The organism is Mariniblastus fucicola (assembly GCF_008087665.1).
In the GTDB taxonomy this organism is placed as follows: Bacteria; Planctomycetota; Planctomycetia; order Pirellulales; family Pirellulaceae; genus Mariniblastus; species Mariniblastus fucicola.
In genome coordinates this window covers 3504902-3522997 of the sequence record NZ_CP042912.1, presented here as the reverse complement: position 1 = coordinate 3522997, position 18096 = coordinate 3504902, and the positions used below count along the sequence as shown (strand labels likewise).

General features: G+C 52.7%; 11 protein-coding genes and 1 tRNA gene. 4 read left to right on the top strand and 8 right to left on the bottom strand.

Features of this window, described 5'->3' with window-relative positions; all coding sequences use genetic code 11:
* Positions 1–140 precede the first annotated feature (140 nt).
* The 3 genes from MFFC18_RS12955 to MFFC18_RS12945 form a co-directional block, all read right to left on the bottom strand.
* Positions 141–3902, bottom strand: coding sequence for a family 16 glycoside hydrolase (locus MFFC18_RS12955; RefSeq protein ID WP_238381191.1), 3762 nt, complete (start codon positions 3900–3902; stop codon positions 141–143).
* 175 nt (positions 3903–4077) lie between these two features.
* A complete protein-coding gene (locus tag MFFC18_RS12950; protein WP_084416877.1) occupies positions 4078–6417 on the bottom strand; it encodes a family 78 glycoside hydrolase catalytic domain in 2340 nt (779 codons plus the stop codon).
* 222 nt (positions 6418–6639) lie between these two features.
* Entirely contained in the window at positions 6640–7632 is a 993-nt protein-coding gene (locus MFFC18_RS12945) for an AraC family transcriptional regulator (RefSeq protein ID WP_148618858.1), read from the bottom strand.
* Between the two features lie 444 nt (positions 7633–8076).
* On the opposite strand from MFFC18_RS12945, the gene MFFC18_RS12940 reads away from it, so the two are divergent.
* Positions 8077–9206 (top strand): IS630 family transposase gene (locus MFFC18_RS12940; protein WP_202907504.1). Its coding sequence is split into 2 segments (ribosomal slippage): positions 8077–8503 and positions 8503–9206, totalling 1131 coding nucleotides; the frame shifts between segments, so codons are not numbered across the junction.
* Here MFFC18_RS12940 and MFFC18_RS12935 read toward each other — a convergent pair.
* The 5 genes from MFFC18_RS12935 to MFFC18_RS12915 all read right to left on the bottom strand — a co-directional run bounded on the left by MFFC18_RS12935 (position 9192) and on the right by MFFC18_RS12915 (position 12645).
* Positions 9192–10724 (bottom strand): rhamnulokinase, encoded by a 1533-nt coding sequence (locus tag MFFC18_RS12935; protein ID WP_075082920.1) that lies wholly within the window; start codon positions 10722–10724, stop codon positions 9192–9194. The two genes, MFFC18_RS12940 and MFFC18_RS12935, sit on opposite strands and share 15 nt — an antisense overlap.
* 184 nt (positions 10725–10908) lie before the next feature.
* On the bottom strand, positions 10909–11217 hold the full coding sequence (locus MFFC18_RS12930; protein ID WP_157665060.1) for a hypothetical protein: 309 nt from the start codon (positions 11215–11217) through the stop codon (positions 10909–10911).
* A 119-nt stretch (positions 11218–11336) separates the two neighbouring features.
* A complete protein-coding gene (locus MFFC18_RS12925) occupies positions 11337–11882 on the bottom strand; it encodes a hypothetical protein (RefSeq protein WP_075082918.1) in 546 nt (181 codons plus the stop codon).
* Positions 11883–12154: 272 nt separating this feature from the next.
* Positions 12155–12228 (bottom strand) — tRNA-Met (locus MFFC18_RS12920).
* 150 nt (positions 12229–12378) lie between these two features.
* Positions 12379–12645: a DUF167 domain-containing protein gene (locus MFFC18_RS12915; RefSeq protein ID WP_075082917.1), complete on the bottom strand. Its 267-nt coding sequence runs from the start codon at positions 12643–12645 to the stop codon at positions 12379–12381.
* Positions 12646–12897: 252 nt separating this feature from the next.
* On the opposite strand from MFFC18_RS12915, the gene MFFC18_RS12910 reads away from it, so the two are divergent.
* The 3 genes from MFFC18_RS12910 (at position 12898) to MFFC18_RS12900 (ending at position 18094) form a co-directional block, all read left to right on the top strand.
* Entirely contained in the window at positions 12898–13269 is a 372-nt protein-coding gene (locus tag MFFC18_RS12910; RefSeq protein ID WP_075082916.1) for a YbaB/EbfC family nucleoid-associated protein, read from the top strand.
* Positions 13270–13562: 293 nt separating this feature from the next.
* On the top strand, positions 13563–14216 hold the full coding sequence (locus MFFC18_RS12905; protein ID WP_148618856.1) for a hypothetical protein: 654 nt from the start codon (positions 13563–13565) through the stop codon (positions 14214–14216).
* 167 nt (positions 14217–14383) lie between these two features.
* Positions 14384–18094, top strand: coding sequence for a S41 family peptidase (locus MFFC18_RS12900; protein WP_148618855.1), 3711 nt, complete (start codon positions 14384–14386; stop codon positions 18092–18094).
* Positions 18095–18096 lie beyond the last annotated feature (2 nt).

The window sequence follows — 18096 nt, the reverse complement described above, 5'->3', positions numbered from 1 at the left end:
CGGGAGTTCCAGTTAGTTCCAATTTCGCGATTCTCACGTGAAGAATGAGCATGCTGAAGTGTCGAACTTTTCACTTCGGGTGATGCCTAAACGAGGCATGGTCGCGCAAGCGTGAACCATGGCACCCGGTGCACTCTCTCTCATCGCTTTCGATAAACCTTTGCTTTTGGGTTTCCACTGGACAATAAGTAGGCAGTCAGATCGCGAAGTTCTTCTTCGTTGAGCGAATCGAGCATCGCAGCAGGCATCTGCGAAACCGTCGAATCCTTCATGGCTTCAACTTCATCCGCATCAACAACGACTGGCTCCAGATCCTCTACTGTCTCTTGCACCGGGTAAATTTCGACTTTGTCTTCTTTGCGAATCACCAAGCCCGTAAACTGCCGGCCATCATCCAATAAGACAAGCTTTGAACTGTACTGATCGCTGATGACTTTGCTGGGTTCGATTATCGACTCAAGTAAATAGTTGGCGTCGAACTTGTTTTGCACCGTTGTCAGGTCAGGCCCCACATCACCGCCAAGACCATCGAAACGATGACAAGTCGCACACTTCATTGAATGAAACAGGTTGCGACCGCTTTTGAAGTCGGCGTTGCTTAGGTTTTCTCTGGTCACCAACTTCGCCGCTTCAGTTTGCGTCCACTTCTTACCAGGCCCTTTCGGCGGCGTAATTTCGAATTGCGGAATTGGATTGAAGTCCTCGTCGCTAATGTCAGCCAATTGTTTACGCTGGTCGTTGTTCATATAGCTAAGAAACTCGTTTCGCAAATCGGTCAGGAATTTTCCGTAACTGACGCCGCCGTTGTATTTCGCGGCCGTGTTGATAAACGTGATGTAGTCCCGCCGCTGCTCCATGGTCCAGCCTTCGCGGATGTTGCGAAGCATGAACGCGTAGTTGATTTCATGTGACGGAGGCTGATTGTCGAGGACTTGCTGGATTCGATTTCCGTAACGAGGATTACTGGAGAAATCGATCTGCTCCGCCCAGAAAGGACGAGTCGCTTTTGCGTCGGCCAGCAAGGGCAGCGTTTTTTCGATGATGTCCGGTGCCTTCAAGTAAACCAAAACACGAACCAATTCTGTGTTCACGTTTTTGTTGGCATGAGGAAAGTGCGGGCTGAGCTCCGCGAGCAACAGTTCACGCTGCGTTGTTGAAGGTTCGCCCAAGCGAATGAAAGTCAGAGCGTAGGCTCGCAAAAGCCCAAGTAGTTTCGAGTCCGACAATTTTCCCGGATCGAATTGCAGCAGTTTGTAGATCTGTTTGTTTCGATACGATTCGTCCCCGCTGCGAGCCAAAGCCACAGCACCGGCGATCGCAGCCTGTTCGTCGGACTCCTTGAAGTACCTTTTCGTCCATTGATCGACAGGCTGAGACTCGATGGCAATTCGAGCAGCGTGCCGCAGCCAACGGTCCTCGCTGGCGAGATGCCGCCAAGCGGTTTTGACAGCGTTGGGATCCTCTTTACCGTGAAAGGCTTCCAGTCTCCGGCGTAGCGCTCGAACTTTTCCGCCGGGAATCTCAGCTTCAACAGACTCGACTGATTCTTTGCCCACGTAGCTGATTCGATAGACCGAAGAATCGGTGCCTCGACCACCGGTCGCAAAATAGAGTGCTCCATCCTTGCCGACGACTGCATCGGTCACTGGCAGTGGAGCGCCGCTGCAAAAGATTTCCTGTTTGCCTCGCCAACCAGCACCATCGGGTTCAAGGTGAACCGCGTAGATCATTCCAAACGTCCAATCCAATGCGAAGATCGCGTCTTGGTACTTGGGTGGAAACTTTGCCCCCGCGCCACTAACGACTCCGGTTGGACTGCCCGGTCCGATATTCAAAACGGCGGGCAAACTGTCTTCGTAGTAGGCTGGCCACTTTCCGGATCCACTTCGCCAACCGTAGTCGGAACCGCTGACGGCATGGTTGATTCGCGTCGGACGATACCAAGGCGAACCGAGATCCCATTCCATGTCAGCGTCGTAAGTGAACAGATCGCCGGCTCGGTTGAGCGTGATGTCGTACTGGTTTCGGTATCCAATCGAGTAGACTTCGTGCTTGTTCGATTCAGGATCAAATTTCGTGATCCAACCTCCGGGTGCCATTCGCCCGCGAGCATGACCGCTGGCATTCCATTCACGCGGCAAAAGCAAATCCTCGTCCCATGACGGAACTCTCGAACCCGAGATTTGCGATTCGTCCGGCAAATTGGTGTGATTACCCGCATCGACGTAGATGTGTTTGCCGTCTTCGGAAACGATCAACGCATGGTTTCCGTGCTCGCCACCGCCTCGGGAAACCGAAAGCTGTTCGGCTTTGTCGAGCAAGCCGTCACCGGTCGAGTCCGTGAGCTTGTACAGTGGCGTGTCGCTACGGTTGAAGTAAAGCGCACCGTTGTGCCAAACCATTCCATGTGCACCGGAAACATCGACAGGCATCTTTTCGACGTTTACTTTCGGCTTACCCGAACTGGCCGTACTTACTGGTTCAGTGACGGTGAATCGAAACAGGCCAGCACCTCCCTGATCGCTGGCGTAGAAGCGGCCTTGGTCGTCGACCGTCAGCGAAACCCAACTTCCTTCAGTCGCCTTGGGGACTTTGTAAACCAATTCAACTTTGAAGCCGTCGGCGACGAACAGTTCATTTGCTTCTGCAGAAGCGTTGCCTTTCGCCTGCCCCACACCTGGCTTTCCCCAAGGAGCAATGCCAAAGTCCCCCAGCATGTTCAGGGCTGCATCCCATTTTGAATCGTCGAAGTTTTGCTCTTTCCAACTTTCAGGCTTCGCGTCAGAAAGTTTCCACGACTTGTTGGAGGTGACCGTTCGGGTTGTTCCATCTGAAAATTCAATAGCCAACTTGAAGACAAACGCTGCCGGGCCTCCTCGATTGGCAGCTTCCACAGCGATTTGATTCTTGCCCGCCCGAACAAGCTTCTTTGCGTTGGGCACCAAAACGGGATTCATCCAGTCGGAACACTTCCCTGCGTTTTTTCCATTGATCCAAACATCAGCTCCGTTGTCGCAGGTGAAATAGAGCCGAGCCGCTTTGACGGATTTTTTACTCTTCTTTCCAGGCAGCATGAAATGATGCCGCAGATAAAGCGGAGCGTCAGATGTTGGCTGGTCCTTACGCCAAATCCACTTTGGGCCAGGGGATTGGGAAATCCAATCAACGACACCATCTTTTGCATCGTTCGTGGCTTGTGCTGGCTTGCTGTTTTCAATCGCCGCGTTGATCGTCTTCGTCGCGTCATCACCAGAAAGATGTCGGAGCTGAACATCCTTGAATTCAACCGTCATCGCCGGGCCGCGATGTAATTGCAAAGCCAGAATGCCTTTGCGTTTGGCTTCACGATGATCATCAGTCAGGTCCATCGTCGTGATCCCGTTGACTTGATGAATCTGCCGATTGCCGACAGCGATAATCGTCAGTTCGTTCCACTCGGAGTCAACCAACTTTTGATTTCTGTCGCCAACCGCACCGACGACTTTCGGTTTGCCGTTCTTGCCGACTTCGACTTTCTGAAAGCGTTTCGCGACAATGCCACGCCATTTTTCGGCGTAGAGCATGCCGTAAAATTCAGGTTTCTTGTGCAAGTCCGCCTGGTAACCCTTAACCGAGAACTTGTCCGCATCAACGAGCTCGCTGCGGTATTGGACTCCGGTGTTGTTGCCGGAAAAGCGAACTTTCGTCTTAAAGACAAAGTCACTGACATCGCCGCCTTGCCAGACAAGGAACGTGTTCGCGTCTGTCGGGTTTTCTTTGGTCGTCTGACCAAAGATGGCTCCGTCTTTCACGGACCAGAATTTTTCCAGCCCGGACCAGCCGCTGAGGTCTTTGCCGTTGAAGATTTGTTCGAAATTGTCTTGAGCAGACGCGGTACTGGCGAAGCCGAAGGTCGCAGTCAACAAAAGAAATACAAGCCCGAAGCGCAAGCGAGTGGTTCGTCTGCATACCTGCCAATTTTTTTCAATTGACTGAGCCAAAAACACCACAAGCCTCGTGCGGCTAAACCACTCGCTTGCGCTTCGGGCTTGTATTGTCGATTGAACTGAACTTGTTGTCATGTCGGATATCTTGGAATTACTTTGATTCAATTGTGACTTTGCCTGTGACGGGTTCCTTCAAGATCCAGCGGCCGTCTTCCTCGGTCGCTTCAGCGCTCTGTCCATCGACAACAACGCTCTTGCTGGAATCTGTCGCAGGAATTTCGATTTTAGCTGACATGCCGTCTGGCAGGGTCAATTCAAGCTTGAACTGATCTCCGTTTTCCCAGTCGACTTCAATCGGGCCTTGAGAAGTCGGAACTTTTCCACGAGCGAATTTCAAACCGCCGGGGCATGGTCGAATGTTCGCAGTCTTCCAACCCGGCGAACCAACTTGAACGCCCAACACGAAACGCGGCAACAGGTTGGCCGGCGCTGCTCCCCACGCGTGATTCCAGTCCTGGTTGGGCTTGTATTTCAGCCCCCAAGCTTCCCACGTGATCGTGGTTCCGCTGTTGACCATGTGCTTCCAACTTCTGTCGCCGTCAGCAAGGATCAGCTCAAGGGCTTTTGAGTCACAACCATTGGTGAACAAGCCGTCCATGAAATATTGTGCTGCGTAAACGCTGCACGCCATGTCCTTCCCTTTAAGCCATTCGATGACGCCGGCTTTTTTGTCTTCCGGGATCAGCCCAAACGCGAGCGGGAAAAAGTTCGCGTGAATGCTGCTGTGGTCCGTCCCGACTCCATCGCGATAGATTCCCTCAGCGTCGTCGAACAAAGTTTTCTGAAACGCGGCTTTGGCCATCTCTGCTCGTGCCACGAAAGCCTTCGCGTCTTCCTCTTTGCCAACCGCTTGGGCCATTTCTGCCATCTGCTGGAGCGCTTCGATGTGAAACGCGTTGACGACGGTGTTGATTTCCGTGAACACGAAATTGTCGCGTTCTTTCTTGGGCCAGTCCACGATGTCATGACGCTTCTGGTCCAATTCTCCGCTGCGAACCAGTTCATCTTCGCCGCTTCGATGCATTAGCGTCTTGGACTTGAGACTTTCGTAGCGTTGACGTAGCCATTCGATGTCGCCTGAATACATCCACTGAGCGTGAGCCATGAACACCATGTGCGGTGACCATTCAGTTGGCCAAGTCCCGTTCTCCATCAACCTGTCGAAAGTACGAGCGGCCATCGTGACGTCATCGTCGGTCGTGTAGTGGCTTAGCTGATTCAAGTAGGCATCGGCCTCATAAGGAATGCGTTCACGGTCGCCATCGACGTAAACGCCAGCGAAGGTCGTTGCCTTGAGGCTGTACTTACAAAGATCCCAGATCCGGTTGAGCGTTTCGTCTGAACTCTCAAAGGCACTGGCTTCTTCATTCCAAGTCGATGAAAACGCGGCTCTTCGGCGAATAAGCTCAAACGGAAAATCCTCTTCAACGCCTTCGATTTCAATCCATCGAAACGGTGTCACTGCTCCCCAGTGATCGGGCAGTAAAACAGCTGGCGGATTGGCGTACATCAAGCCGGCTTGCTGCACGATTCGATCGTCATTCGGAGCCGGCACAACCCAGTTGCCTCGCTGTTGCCCAAACCGAATTGGAGTCACGCCGTATCGAACGGTTCCTGGTGGCTCCCGATCGATGCGACCTTTCTTGAGCTTTTCGCCGAAGTGCACGTTGCCTTTTCCGCGTCCGGGCGGAACTGGCATCACGATGTTTCCGAACGCGACTTTGCCGAAATCAATCAGCGTTGTTTTCTCATCAACGCGTTTGATCGAAACGGGTTCTTGATCTGTTAGCGAAACATGGTCCTCCGCTGGGATCTCAGGCAGCTCCTTGATGAACAGATTGCGAAATCGGTACGTCTGGCCTTTCTCGCCATGATGCTGAATCGCAATGAAGCCACTGGCGTCGGTTGGATCGCGAAACCGTACTGTCTGCACACCGTTGAGTTCAATCGTGATCAAGTCTTTGATACAAGTGATCTCGAAACGATTCCAGCCATTGCGGTTCAGAGCGTCTGCGATGGCAGGTTGCTTGAAGAATTCTTTTGACTCTTCCGCATGCTCAAGAAACTGATCCGTTGACCGACCTTCGGCGCTTGGCCAAATCCAACCACGACGGCTTTCGTCGTACAATCCACCGGACCATTTTCGGTCGGAGCCATCGCATTCGGCTTGATAGCCAAAGACTTTCTTCTTTGCTTCCGGATCGACGTGGCAGCGGAACATCACGCCGGAGTTAGCTTTTCCTTCCGGCAGCTTGATCTCAACGCTCAGTCGAAAGTCGGAGTACTTCTTCTCTGTCACAAGAAAGAACTTCTTGTTCGCCATCAAGTGGATTTCGCCGTCAACAACTTTGGCTTCGCCGAACGGGTATGGATTCCGCCAGCCGCTCAGGTCCTTACCGTTGAACAGCGGCGTGTACCCGCGGCTCAGCATGGCATCGTGCGACAACTGCCCATCAGCAATCGATGGTTTCAGAATCAATTCTGGAATTGCGTCTTGCGCTTGCAGCGAAGAAAGGCACGTCAAAGCGATCAACGTTGCCAGTGCCCATCTGAATCTTGCCGTAGTCAAATGATTGCCTCAAGGGTCTAGGGAGTATCTTGGTGTTTGTTGATTTGGAAACGTAACGAAACTGAGCGAACTGATGCTTTTGTTTCACGTGCCGTTTTGCGACACTTCAGCGACATCTTCGGGCGCCGCGGCAGCCGACGAATTCGGCCATCGACGAGCACTCTGTTTCATAGCTGCCGCCTCGCGATAGCTGCCGGGCGTCGTGCCGACTTCGCGGCGAAAAACTTTGCAGAGATTCGGAAGAGAACTAAAACCGGCGGCGTGGGCAACATACTTGATCGGGACATGCGTCTCACGAAGGAGCCTCTTCGCTCGTTGAATTCGACAGGCAACAAGCTCCTGCAACAGTGTTCGTCCAAGATGCTTTTTGAAGTGCCGCTCCAGGGTTCGTCGCGTGACGCCAAGCTGCTTTGCAATCATGTCAACAGAGACACGTTGATGGCTGTTATTCCAAATGACTCGCAATGCTTCGGTGACCAGCGGATTGTCCGATCGATCGAGATCGTCTTTCGAATTGATTGATTCAACAGATGTCTGGGCTTGCTCCAAAGCACTCGCGATCAGCGCCATAGCATGGGCCGTCAGCATCGGAGCATCCTGTTCCGGGCGACTCATCACGAAGTCGATCACGTCTTCATATTTTTCAATTGTCTTCCCGGGCTGACGCAAAGTTGTCAGCGGACGATTCGGATCGAAAAGCCCGCGACCCAACCACTGAAACAGCAGGTCTCCGCCAAGCGAGATCCAATACTCCGTCCAGCCAGTCCCTGGATGCGGCCGATAGCGATGCCACACATCTGGGAAGAGCATCATGATCGTCCCAGGTTTGATTTCCTGCAGCCCTGTTTCTCGCGATTCGAATTCGCCTCGTCCTGCCGCTACAAATACGAATTGAAATTCAGGAAGCACTCGGCCAGCATGCCACGAAAAGTGATACAGCTCAGGATGGTTTTGCCTCGGGTAAGCAGCTCCGGCGGGCACGATGTCTGTCCCTGCACCTGTCACGTAGAGCCCAAGTCGGTTGACGATTTCGGGCACCGGAAGGTAGTTGAATGTGGAGCTGTCAGAATCCGCCATGGCCGACTGTGGTGCGATCTGTGAAGGGTGGTTGACGTCCCGTGTACGACCCTCAAAGGCCGGCAAAGCGGCATCATACCAAACCAAACAGTGTACTTCGAGCCAATAGAATGTCCATTTGCGACAAGCCAGATCGATTTCCAAGCTGTTTTGGCTAAAAATTCGCGGTCCCGCACAAGGAGCATGAATTCCCGGCTTCCCGAATGCGACAATTCAACTAATGACAATCACTATATGAACGTCGCCGCAAGAGAGATGCTGGAGGCGTGCCGGAGCTAATTTTACAGGTACCACGTTGGGCGAAGAGTAAGCAGGCTGGCACTCGCTGAGTCATGAAACCCAACAAGCGGACGTTCGGTTAAGCTTAACTAGTAGTCTGTCAAAGTTGAGTTGACTAGTTTTTGGCTATCGTTCATTGTCTTCTTTTTTGCCACGGAGGGCGAGATGAAAACGAAGTCAGAACGTTTTGTTGTTGATTTGACTGATAGCGAACGTCATTTACTCAAAGACTTGATTCGCAAAGGCGGTAAGTCGGTTTCTGTTCTTGGTCGAGCTCGCGTTCTGCTCAAAGCCGACCAGGGAAAGACTGATCAGGAGAACGCAGAGTTTTCCGGAGTGAGCCTTTCGACGGTATTTCGCATTCGTCGGCGGTTCGTCGAAGAGGGGTTGGAGTCGGCAGTGTTTCGCAAGAACACTGGCAAGCGAATTTATCGTAAGCTTGACGGTAAAGCTGAGGCGACGTTGATTGCAACTGCATGTAGTGAAGCTCCCGAGGGCAGAAGTCGGTGGACATTGCGTTTGCTTGCTGATCGTCTGATCGCTTTGGAAGTTGTCGACTCGGTCAGCCACGAGTGTGTCCGCGAGACGCTGAAAAAAACGAACTCAAGCCTCACTTGAAGGAGCAGTGGGTGATCCCTCCCGAGAAGAACGCTGAATTCGTAGCTGCCATGGAAGATGTCCTTGAGGTGTATCAACGCCCCTACGACGCCAAACGTCCTGTTGTGTGTCTTGACGAAACGAGCAAGCAACTCGTTGGCGAAACTCGAACTCCAATCCCCGCCAAGCCGGGCACTCCAGCTCGAGAGGACTACGAATACAAACGCAACGGTGTTGCGAACCTGTTTATGCTTTTTGAGCCACTGGCAGGGTGGCGCCACGTCGAGGTGACCGATCGACGAACGAAAGTTGACTTCGCCCATGTCGTCAAGAAACTTGTTGACGAGCTTGATCCTGACGCGGAGAAAATTGTCTTGGTCATGGATAACCTCAACACCCACAAGCCTGGCTCACTGTACGAGGCCTTTGAACCGCAGGAGGCTCGTCGGTTGATCGAGAAGTTGGAAATCCACTATACGCCCAAACACGGCAGCTGGCTCAACATGGCCGAAACCGAACTGGCTTCTTTGGCAAAGCAATGTCTCAACAGGCGAATCCCAACCAAAAAGACACTTGAAAAACAGGTTGCAGCCTGGAACCGTGGAAGAAACGAGTCGGAAGCAACCGTTGATTGGCAATTCAAAACTGACGATGCAAGAATAAAACTAAAGAAGCTTTACCCATCAATTCAGCTCTGACAGACCACTTGCTTGGGCAACATTCTGAGAGTTGCGTTTTTTGCAAAGGCCTTCGAACTTCACAAGCGCATCTTGCCAATACGTGAGAGCCGTGGGCTCGAATTCGATCAGCTCAACCGAATCGCGGATCACGGTGCGAACATCACCCAGGGTGCCAATCTTCCCGGCTGACTTGCATTGAATCATCAGGTTCCCGAGTGCGGTTGCCTCGCTCGGACCTGCAACGACCGGCAGTTGCGTTGCGCCAGCGATATATTGATTCAGCAAAATGTTCTTGCAGCCTCCGCCAACCACATGGATGACATCGATTCTGGTTTTTGCCAGAGCAGACACTTCTTTCAATACTTGGCTGTATCGAAGGGCGAGACTTTCTAGCACGCACTTAACCATCTCACCTTCGTCCGCAGGCGGAGCTTGTCCCGTCTCATTGCAGAACCGAAAGATTGCTTCTTCCATGTTCGGTGGGTTCAGGAACGACGGGTCGTCAGGATCGATGAAGCATCCGGCTGAAGTCGCTTGGCCAGCCAGTTCGGTGAGTTTTTCGTAGCTGGCCTCAAAGCCTCGCGATGAAAATGCCAAACGCAGTCGCTGCACTAGCCATAGCCCCATGACGTTTTTGAGCAGTCTCCAGGTTCCGTCGACTCCACCTTCGTTCGTCACATTTGCCATCAGTGCTTCCGCAGAAATGACTGGCGTATCAACTTCCAAACCAACAAGCGACCAAGTCCCAGAACTAATGTAGGCCCAGTTTTTTGCGCTGGAAGTCGCGACAGGCACGGCAACCACCGCAGACGCAGTGTCGTGCGTTGCGGGTGCAATGACGGGGACTTTTCCTATTCCAGTTTGCTTCTGGACTGACTCCCGAACGTTGCCAAGGTTTGTCCCGGGGCTAACAACTTCCGGCAGCATATGAGTTGGGATTTTCAAACGATCCAGGAGCGATGTCGCCCAATTTCTTTTGACCGGATCAAAGCATTGCGTCGTTGTGGCGAAAGTGAATTCAATAGTTTTTGAACCACAGAGGCACCAATGAAAGTAATCCGCAATCGTCAGCAGATGTTGTGATTTATTGAGTGCATCGCCGCATCTCTGGCCGGCAAAGAGCTGGCAAAGCGTGTTGATCTCCATGAACTGAATGCCAGTGGTCGCAAACAGTTCGGACTTGGGCACAATCTCAGTGATCTGATCCAACGTGCCGATGTTTCGCCGGTCCCGATAGTGATAGGGGAGCTCAACCAACTGCTCATTGTCATCGAGCAGCACATAGTCGACGCCCCAAGAATCAACGCCGACACTTTCGATCTTGTCATACTTCTTATTGGCAGTTTGCAGGCCCGCTTGGATTCCTTGCCATATTCGATGAATGTCCCATCGCAAAGTCGAATCAACTTCTATGCCGCCCGTTGCGAATCGATGCAGCTCTTCAACCTCGACTGTTTTCCCATCAAATGCCCCCGAAACCACGCGGCCACTTTCGCCGCCAAGATCAACGGCCAGATACTTAAGACTGCTATTCAAATTGCCGCTGCCACTCTGGAGATTGTTTCCTTGCCCCTCCGCGCGAGTCGAACGCGTTCATAAAATGGGCAGATACACTACTTTTTATGGTAGCAGCCTTCGAAAAGTGATCGTCTAGCTTCATTTGTCGTTTTGCGACAGGGCGTGAGCGCTAGAGTACAGTGTCTTCGCCAAAGCGACGCTTTTACTCCGTTGATGACTGCGAGCTTTCGGAACTGTTTTCACGCAATTGATTCGAGTCGTTACCAATAGTTAAGGAAGAAATCTGTCCCGCCCCAATCGCCCAAAGCAGGCTAAAAACCTTCAACGCGAACTCAGCTTGTTTGCGAAAGCTTCCGCATCTCATATGCCGCATTTTTGGATTGAGTTTAGCAGCTTGCTGCCGCCGGGCATCAACTGCAGGCATGGAGTGCCTCAGCGCCGCGACGCTCATGTTGGATTCCCAATACTCATCAAAGGTGTCCAGATTGTCTGCGATGCTGACAAACCGCACTCCGTTGTCAACGCAGAAAAATACAAACTCGTATTGCAACAATGGGTTCCGATACAGTCGACTCAAGTCTTCCACCATCACGCATATGACGATTCCCAATTTGATCACCTGTTTTGCTTTTAGGGTCGTGCTGCGATCAGCGACCAATCCACTCCAGCTAGCTCTTCAATCTCGACATCGGTCCCGAAGAGTTCATCAATCTTGTTTCTGACTACTGCGAGAGACGTGTCAATGGACTCATTCGTCTGTTCTTCACTGTCCTTCTTTTTTGAAAGACGCCCAATACAGACGACAACTTGCCGCCGGTTGTCTCCAAGTGCGACACTCGCACCAACCGTTGCGGAACTAAGAGGAAGCATTGAAATGAAGATCCATATCGCTGCAATTTGGCGATCATCAATCAGCTGCAACACATCCTCTATATCCGAACTGATTTTTTCGTGGCCGACGTCGAGGTCAGAAGTTTTCCGCGTAAAAATAGCTCGCGGCCCACTCATGATTCGTGGCCGAATTGCGGAATCATCTAGATTTGCGAGCGGAAGTTCTAAGCATGACTGGGTCGCGATGCTTATTCCTGCTGGGACGATCTCATTCGGACATAGCACGTCGATGGCGATTGGCCACCCAGCCGCGGCAAACAAAAGTAGTTTGGTTAAAAAGTTCATCTCTGCATATTCCTTTGAATTGTGAGGAAGAATTCCGGCTGAACACCGGATCAAATTGACGCCGGAGCAACCGATGCCCCGTCACTGACAGTCAATCATTTGGGCGCGAAATTAAGAAGTTGGGCTGCATGGGAACCTGCGCACAAGCTGCGCGCGCCTGAGGACAAAAACAGACCAAAACAGAGGATTGGGCCTCGATGTGCGTCTCTAGATAAGCGCATAGAAAAAGCCCTTTGATGTGGCAAAGGCCAATATCAAAGGGCTTCTGGAAGTAGCGGCAGAGGGATTCGAACCCCCGACACGCGGATTATGATTCCGCTGCTCTAACCAACTGAGCTATGCCGCCAAAATGAGTTGTGATCATGATCAACCACAAAGCCATTTGTTCGGCATTTCTGCCAAACGAGTGCAACAAAATACTGACTTCGCCGGGGTTTGAAAAGGCAAGGTTCCACGATTTAGCCGCAAAACCGGCGATTCGCATGCTTTTGCGAGCTCACTTGGGGAACGCGGCCTCAAATTCTGATGCCGACACTCCCTCGATTTCGATGACTTTGCGGGCAGATGTCGACCCGCCGACCACCTGGACCGAGTCGGCTGACAGACCAAGCTTCCCTGCGACCAGCTTGCAGACCGCTTTGTTGGCTTTCCCCTTTTCCGGCGGTTCGCTCACCCGGACTTTCAGTGCGTCGCCCAGCCAGCCTGCGATTTGAGTGCGGGAGGCTCCTGGGACGACTTTGATGGGAATTCGAATCGGTGACATGAGCTCATTCTAACGCCGTGCGGCTCACGGCGAGAGCCAGATTCTCCGGCGTCGCAGACTGGAGGGCCGACCGGCTTTCCATCAGCAACTTTGCGGACGCCCGAATCGATCCGCGGCCGCGACGCCAACTGTCGAAAATGACGATATCCGCTCTGTAGCAGTAAAATCAGCCTCGTTCGCGTTGGGGCTGCTCCGCCGCCGATCAAAACGTATAGTTACCTCGATAACGCAACCCTTCCAGGAGATTCAGGAATGTTTAAAGGACTCGGAAACCTCGGCAACATCGCGGGCATGATCAAACAGGCTCAGGAAATGGGCCCGAAAATGCAGGAAGCCCAGGAGAAACTGAAACAGCTTTCCGTGACCGGAACGGCGGGTGGCGGCATGGTCACCGTTCACGCTGACGGCCAGGGAACGATCACAAAAGTCGAAGTCGACCCGGTCATCACCGAGAAAGCGGATTTCGAAATGTTGCTTGATCTGCTTCCCGCCGCAATCAATCAGGCATCGCTGAAAGCCAAAGAGCTGCACGTCGAGCAGATGCAGGAGATCACAGGTGACTTGCCACTTCCCGGCGGCCTCGAAGATACGCTGAAGAACTTCCTGTCACCCGGCGACAAGTAGTCGTTCCGGAGCAGCTCCGCGACGTTTGCTTTCCAGATGGCTTTCTTTTACAAGCCATCTGTTTGGGGTCATTTGTTGCAAGTAATTTCACCCAGCGGTGCGGCCAACGATTCCTGTTTCTGCAGGCTTTGTGGCTTGAGTTCGCCTCGACTGGGGCTGCTGGTGATGCTGCGTGCTCATCCGGGGGTGACTTTTTGACTCGGCAAAATCCGTGTCAAAAATTTTTCTGTAACAGTCTGCTTCATTCTCCGCTGTTGATTTTGTGGATCAAATCAACCTTTCGGAGAGTAAAAATGAATCGCAAAGCAATCATCATCGTTTCAGTCGTCCTGATCGCAGCCTGTGCAGCCAACGCGTTTGCTCAAAAGGGTGGTAACGGCGGAAAAGGCAAAGGTGGCTCGGGCCGAAAAGGAAACTCAGGCCAGATGAAACGAAGCAGCGGCGGACAGCAGTTCGGCAGTGGCCAGCATCACTTTAAGAGTTCCCTTGGCAGCGGCCAGCATCACTTTGGTGGCGGTGGCAATGGAAAGAACTCAAATGGAAACCAACGAGCCAAATTCTCAGTGCACAACGGAAACCACAAAGGTCACCACCACAACAACAAGATCAAAATCCATCATGGCCACGGACACGCCCAACACGGACATGGCCATTACGGGACTCACCACAACAAACATTTTTGCCACAAGTACATCCGGGCCCAACACCATTTTGCCGTCCGCACCAATTTGTATCTTGTCCAGTTCCACAACTTTCCTTACGACGTCTGTTGGCACAACGGAAAATACTGGGTGTTGTTTGACGGCTACTGGGTTCCTTACACGTACCTGATTCAGAATCACGCTGGAGCATGGAACTGGCATCAGGCTCACTACAAGTTCCACAACCACGCTTACTTCAAAAAGAACTGGAAAACTGGCAAAGTGCGTCTGAAGTACAGCAAATAATTTCGAAACGGATTGGAAAACTCGCACGCATAAAACCAGAAACCTCAGCCGCTGAATAGCGGCTTTTTTCGTGTTGTGGAAAAATTGGCGAGTGCTCGAAACATTCCGGGCTTTGACGAGGTTACCCTTAGATCAGATATGCAACTTTGATCTTCGGAATTGGATTCATGAGCCCTGAAAAAATTCGGCTTGCTGTACTTTCTTCGGCCATCGTTTTGGCCAGCCAGTTATTCGGCCATGCCAATCTGGCGAACGCCCAGAGCCAACCGTCGGCAGGGATGATGCGGTTTCCCGACGTCAGCGAGCAGCACATCGTGTTCTCGTTTGCCAACGATTTGTGGATCGTCGATCGCGATGGCGGAACAGCGATGCCGTTGGCCAGCCCGGACGGTGCCGAACGGTTTCCGCGATTCAGTCCTGACGGAAAGTCGATTGCGTTCACGGGAAACTACGACGGCAACACGGACGTCTACGTGATTCCAACGTCCGGCGGTTTGCCTGAGCGCTGGACCTGGCATCCGACCAGCGAATGGGTATGCGACTGGACGCCAGACGGCAAAAGCGTGCTGTATATGTCCAACGGAATGGCTGGACTGCAACGGCAACCGCAGCTGTTTACGGTGTCGCAGGAGCAACCGCTGCCGAAGAAGCTTCCGGTGCCGTATGGCTCAAACGGTTCGATCTCGGAGGACGGAAAGTGGTTGGCGTACACGCCTCATTCTCGCGACCAGCGAACCTGGAAACGTTATCGCGGAGGAATGGCGTCTGATGTCTGGCTGTTCAATTTGAAAACCAATGAATCAGAAAAGATCACGGACTTCGATGGCACCGACAGTCTTCCGATGTGGCATGGAAGCGATCTGTATTACATTTCAGACGACGGCCCCGAGTCGCGGCTGAACATTTGGAAATACGACACGGAAACCAAAGATCGAACTCAGGTGACGGCCTTCGACCAGTTCGACTGCAAGTGGCCGGCGATCGGTCCTGGAGCTGAGGGCGAAGGTGAAATCGTATTTTCGCTTGGCTCCGAGTTGAGATTGTTGAATCTGAAGTCTGGCGAATCCAAAGTTGTTGAAGTCACGATTCCTGGTGATCGTCCGAGGCTTCGCAAGCAAAAGATCGACGCGTCGAAGTTTATGGAGTCAGGCGATATTTCGCCAACCGGAAAACGCGTCTGTGTTGGCGCTCGCGGTGACGTCTGGTCGTTGCCGGCGGAAAAAGGCACGCCGCGAAATCTGACTCGAACGGATGGTGTTGCCGAAAGAGATCCGACGTGGAGTCCTGATGGGCGCTGGATTGCTTACTTTGCTGACGCAACCGGTGAGTACGAACTCTATGTAACGCAATCCGATGGCCGCGGCGAAACCAAACAGCTGACTGACGATGGCGAGTGCTTTCGCAGCGACCCGGTTTGGTCACCCGATTCAAAGCATATCGCTTTCACAGACAAAACGGGTGCGATCTATCTGCATACCATTGATGGCGAGACCCGATTGGTGGCTCGCGATCCCCATGCGAATATTCCCGACATCAGCTGGGCTCACGATTCCAATTGGCTGACCTATTCGCTCCGCGGCGACGACAAAGCCGGTGTGTTCGCGGCGTGGATTTACAACGTGAGCGATGAATCAAAACATCAGATCACCAGCGGGTTCTTCCACGCACAAAGCCCGGTGTTTGATCGGGAAGGAAAGTTCCTTTATTTCACCAGTCCCCGTTCCTTCAATAAACCGGAGTACGAAGACGTCGGGCAGTCGTTCATCTACAAGGATACTCAAGTCGTTTTGGCAGTGCCGCTGCGTGCGGATGTGGAATTGCCGATGCTGCCCGAGAGCGATGAAGAGGAATGGGAAGATGAAGACAGTGAGGGCAAAGATTCAAAGGACTCCAAGGACAGTGATGCCGAAGAGGACGATGACAAAAAAGACGACAGCGACGACGAAGAAAGCGACGACAGCGATCCACTGAGTGGTGTTTGGTCGATCACGCTTGATTCGGACGCGATTCCAAAAGAGGCTCGTCACGCGATTCTCAGTCTTGAGCTGGCAAACGACGGATCGGTTTCCGGCAGTGCAGACACGCCGGGCGGTGAAGCCACAATCACGGAGGGCTCTTTCGACGCCGACAGTGGGAAGCTGAAGCTGACTGTTGAGGCCGGAGAGGAAGGCGAAGTCACCGTTGAGGCCGTGGTAAAAGACGGAGAATTGTCGGGTACTGTGACATTGCAGGGGATGAAGATTCCGATCTCTGGCGAACGATCCGAGGACGAAGACGACAGTGACGGCGAAGGTAAAAGCAAGAAGAAAAAGAAGAAGGTCGAACCGCTGGAAATTGACTTCGACGGCATCACGCGACGCTCGTTTCAGCTTCCGATCGAACAGGGCAGCCTCGGCCGACTTGCCGTCAACGACAAAAATCAGCTGATCTATGTGCGGTCTGGCGAAGGTGCTTCGATCATGCTCTACGACATGCACGACGATGAACCGGAAGAGAAAACAGTCGTTTCCGGAACCGGAATTTTTGCTCTCTCTGCAGACGGCAAAAAAATGCTGGTCTTCAAAGACGAAAAAGGATACGTCGTCAGTGCGTCTGCGGGCCAAAAACTTGAAGACACCGTCCCGACTTCCGGCATGCATGTCATGATCGATCCGCGGAAGGAATGGAAGCAGGTTTTCACGGACGCGTGGCGAATCGAACGCGACTATTTCTATGATCCGAACATGCACGGCGTGGACTGGAAAGCGATTCGCAAACACTACGCATCGATGTTGGACGATTGTACGTCGCGCGACGATGTCGGGTTTGTGATCGGCGAAATGATTGCGGAACTCAATGTTGGACATGCCTACTATCGTGGCGTCGAAGTCGACAAAGCTCCCAAGGGCAGCAACGTCGGTCTGCTGGGTTGCACGTTTGAGTCCGAAGACGGTCGCTATCGCGTTGGAACGATCTTCGAAGGAGCCGAATGGGACACCGATGCCAGAAGCCCGCTGCGGCGAGTCGGCATCAAGGAAGGTGACTTTATTCTGGAAGTCAACGGCGTCGAGTTGAGCGACGAAACGAGCCCTTATGCTGCGTTTGAAGGACTCGCCGGCGCGATCACGACGCTGACCATCAGTGAAGATTCAGAGCTGGATGCGGAAGACAAACGCGTCGTCATCAAGCCGATGGGCTCTGATGATCAGCTTCGTTTTCGGCATTGGATCGAATCGAATCGAGCCTACGTGGACGAGAAATCGAAGGGCAAGATTGGCTACGTTTATTTGGTCAACACCGGTGTGCCTGGCCAGAACGATCTGTTCCGTCAGTTCTACGGCCAAACCGCGAAGGAGGCTCTAATCATTGACGATCGTTGGAACGGCGGAGGCCAAATTCCGACTCGGTTCATCGAACTTCTGAACCGTCCGGTGACGAACTATTGGGCGAAGCGTGACGGACGCGACATGACTTGGCCGCCAGACGCTCACCACGGTCCAAAGTGCATGCTGATCAACGGCATGGCGGGCAGCGGTGGCGACATGTTCCCTGCTTTGTTCAAGCAAGCTGGTTTGGGAAAACTGATCGGCATGCGAACCTGGGGTGGGCTGGTCGGAATTTCTGGCAACCCTTCGATGATCGATGGGTCGGGAATCACTGCGCCGACGTTTGCCTACTACGAGAAAGACGGAACGTGGGGAATCGAAGGCCACGGTGTCGATCCGGACGAAGAAGTCGTCGACGATCCTGCGAAAATGTTGGACGGGAAGGATCCGCAATTGGATGCCGCGGTGAAGCAGTTGCTCAAAGAGATCAAGTCCGATGGCTATCGGAAACCGGACCGGCCACAGTATCCTGATCGAAGTAAAGGCGTTGGGATTGCGGACGAAGATCGATAAAA

Excerpts from the sequence above, each read along its gene's own strand:
- MFFC18_RS12925 (WP_075082918.1), bottom strand. The coding sequence starts at position 11,882 with ATGAACTTTTTAACCAAACTACTTTTGTTTGCCGCGGCTGGGTGGCCA.
- MFFC18_RS12945 (WP_148618858.1), bottom strand. The coding sequence starts at position 7,632 with ATGGCGGATTCTGACAGCTCCACATTCAACTACCTTCCGGTGCCCGAA.
- MFFC18_RS12950 (WP_084416877.1), bottom strand. The coding sequence starts at position 6,417 with ATGCTGAGCCGCGGGTACACGCCGCTGTTCAACGGTAAGGACCTGAGC.
- MFFC18_RS12910 (WP_075082916.1), top strand. The coding sequence starts at position 12,898 with ATGTTTAAAGGACTCGGAAACCTCGGCAACATCGCGGGCATGATCAAA.
- MFFC18_RS12905 (WP_148618856.1), top strand. The coding sequence starts at position 13,563 with ATGAATCGCAAAGCAATCATCATCGTTTCAGTCGTCCTGATCGCAGCC.
- MFFC18_RS12900 (WP_148618855.1), top strand. The coding sequence starts at position 14,384 with ATGAGCCCTGAAAAAATTCGGCTTGCTGTACTTTCTTCGGCCATCGTT.
- MFFC18_RS12915 (WP_075082917.1), bottom strand. The coding sequence starts at position 12,645 with ATGTCACCGATTCGAATTCCCATCAAAGTCGTCCCAGGAGCCTCCCGC.